This is a genomic window from Streptacidiphilus pinicola (assembly GCF_003258295.1).
Taxonomy (GTDB): Bacteria; Actinomycetota; Actinomycetes; order Streptomycetales; family Streptomycetaceae; genus Streptacidiphilus; species Streptacidiphilus pinicola.
In genome coordinates this window covers 1-2,649 of sequence record NZ_QKYN01000260.1, presented here as the reverse complement: position 1 = coordinate 2,649, position 2,649 = coordinate 1, and the positions used below count along the sequence as shown (strand labels likewise).

Below are 2,649 nucleotides of genomic sequence, written 5' to 3'. Positions count from 1 at the left end.
GCAGCGTCTCTAATCAGCTTAGTGATCCCATGTCAGACATGGTGTCTGGCGCGGGGTCTTCCCACCTGGGCGGGGTAGCGTGAGCGTGCAGGTGGAAGCCCGCGCCCAGTGCTGTCCCGTGTGGCCGGTGTCGGCGGGTGGGTGTGCTGATCGTCGTCACGCCCTGGTGCCGGTGGGCTGCGCGGGGCAGCCGGGTCCGGTCCGTGTGAGCGTGTCCCTCCGGACGCTGGCCGACGGACCGGTGAAGGCCCATCGGGGAGGGTGCCCTGCGTCGCCTGGGCGCGGGGCGTGTGGTTCGGTGCCGGGTGGGTCCGGTCTTGGACCGGTCCCGGCTGGTCTTTGCGGTGGCCGGTGCGACCACGGCTCTGGCTTCAAGGGCGGCCGCCACCGAGCGGATGACCATCTGGCCGCTGGCGCGGTCCGCCACGGTCTTGGCCCGGTGGGTGAGGCCGCGTGCGGCGATGCGCTGCCACGCTCCGGTGTCGCGGTCGCCCTGGTAGCCGCAGGAGCCGCAGATGGCCCACTTCCAGCCGGGTGTGGTGGGCCGGTCGGGGGCCTTGCGGTGCCGCAGTGGAACGAGGCAGCGGGGGCAGAGTTTGGAGGTGTTGCGGGCCGGGACCGTGACGACGGCGATACCCGCCTCGGCCGCGAGGTGCCGCATCCGGTCCACGATCTGCCCGCGTACCTGCTGGGACAGACGTGTGTTCATGGTGCGGCCCATGCCCCGCGCTTCCATCGACCGCAGGTCTTCGACGTAGATGACGCTGGCACCGGCGGTGATGGCCTGATCGACCGCCCATCGGGCTGCGGACCACGCCTGAGCATCGTTGAGGTTCGAGCGCCGGTCGGACACCGAACGGATCTCATCGCGCAGAGCAGCGTGCTTGCCTGTCAGGGGATGCTGGTCGTTGCCTGCTGTGAGCTTCTGGTACTGGTCGGCTTTGGCGTGCAACTTCTCCGACAGGCGGCGCAGCCGGTGCTGCTTGGCGAGGACTCCGGCGGCCCGGTACTGGCCCCCGGAACCAAGAGCGGTGATCATGCCGTTTCCGTCGAGACGGACAGCCCCGGCGGACAGCAGAGTGTTCAGGCCCCAGTCCACACCGAGCGCGATGGTGTGCCCGGTGCGGTGGGTCTTCGGCACGGGGTGGGTGTAGGCGAGATCGGCCCGTACCCGGTTATCGGTGATACGCAGGGTGGGAAGGTGCAGGACAGCGTTCGCGGGGATCGTGGGCGGCAGCGCGATCGGGCAGGCCACCCACGTCCAGTCCGCGTACGAGCGCGGGTCGGGACGGGTAGGGAGCTGCAACCTGAGCAGCGCGCGGCCCGGCTCATCAGCACGTTCGATGGTGGCCTGTTGCCCGTCGCACGCCGCAAGGAGCAGCATCCGTGCTATACGGGGCGCGGGCTCCAACTCGAACACATCGGCGGGCAACCGCCTGTTCTTCGTGGTGAACGCGGCGATCTGCCGGGTACGGGACTTGATCAAACTGGACGGCATGAACTCGCCGCCCGGAACCGCCTCACGGACGGCATCCCACTCTTCGGGGGTGCGCTTGCCCGGATCGGCAGGCCAGGTGGCGATCACTGCGGCGGTCAGGTCGGCCCGCCACTTCGCCGACCGCAGAGCGCGTCCGGCCTGCTCCTGCGCCATGCGGACGACCCGGTCATTGACCTTGACCGGAGAGGTGGCAGTCCAGCCCAGACGGCGCAGCGCCATCCACGCGTTCGACGGCAACTTCCGCCCGCCCGCGTCCTCTCCGGTGGCGAGTACGTCAACGTCGGTGGTGTTCCAGTGCGTGGTCATCAGGTCGGCGACCATGCCGGACACCAGATCAGCGCACCAGCCTGCCCGCTCCGTCAGCACTGAGGACGACAGGATCTCTCCGGTCTTCTCCTCAACGGCCGTGCGCAGGGCGGCGCGGACACACGCGGTACGGGAAGTCTCGTCATCGGCGAGCGGGATTTTGCGGCTCACGCGGCATCGTCCTGCTGCTGGCACTGGCCGGTCTCGGCAAGCAGCCGCTTACGGGCCTCCGCCGACCTCATCCCGTACAAGCGCCCGGCGAACGTCGTCACCAGCGATACGAAGTCCTCAAGGAGTTCATCCCGGCCACCGGACTTCTTCGGATGCAGGACCTCGACACTCACCCCGTACACCGAGAACAGGCGCTTCAACCAGCCGACACCGAACCGGGCCAGACGATCCTCGTGCGTCACCCGCACCACCGTCACACTGCCATCCGAGACCATCGCGATCAGCCGGTTCAGGCCGGGACGATCCTCCCGCAGGCCCGACCCACGGTCCTTGACGACCTTGACGACCTTGCCGGTAGCGGTGGCCCGCAGCTCCTCCTCCTGCGCCAGCAGCGACGACTCCTGCCCGGACGAGCCGGACACCCGCACGTACAGAACCTCAAGACGCGGACGCTGCGAACTGGCGTCACCACGCTTCATGTTCTCCACGTCAACCGAAGAGAACCGGCGCTCACGCCCCACCCAGGAAAACGGGATCTTGCCGTCGATAGCCCACTGACGAAGCGTCATCGGGTGTATCCCCAGACGCTTCGCAGCCTTGGACATGCGCAGCAACTCCATGACCAGCACTATACAGGCAGAACACTAGGGATGACTAATGAAACGAGTGAGCCT

General features: G+C 68.0%; 2 protein-coding genes. Both read right to left on the bottom strand.

Annotated features, from left to right (window positions below):
• Positions 1–13: 13 nt before the first annotated feature.
• Entirely contained in the window at positions 14–1,975 is a 1,962-nt protein-coding gene (locus tag DN069_RS38820) for a zinc ribbon domain-containing protein (protein ID WP_111507941.1), read from the bottom strand.
• Positions 1,972–2,595, bottom strand: coding sequence for an IS607 family transposase (locus DN069_RS38815; protein ID WP_133260203.1), 624 nt, complete (start codon positions 2,593–2,595; stop codon positions 1,972–1,974). The genes DN069_RS38820 and DN069_RS38815 overlap by 4 nt, the downstream gene beginning before the upstream one ends.
• Between the last annotated feature and the right edge of the window lie 54 nt (positions 2,596–2,649).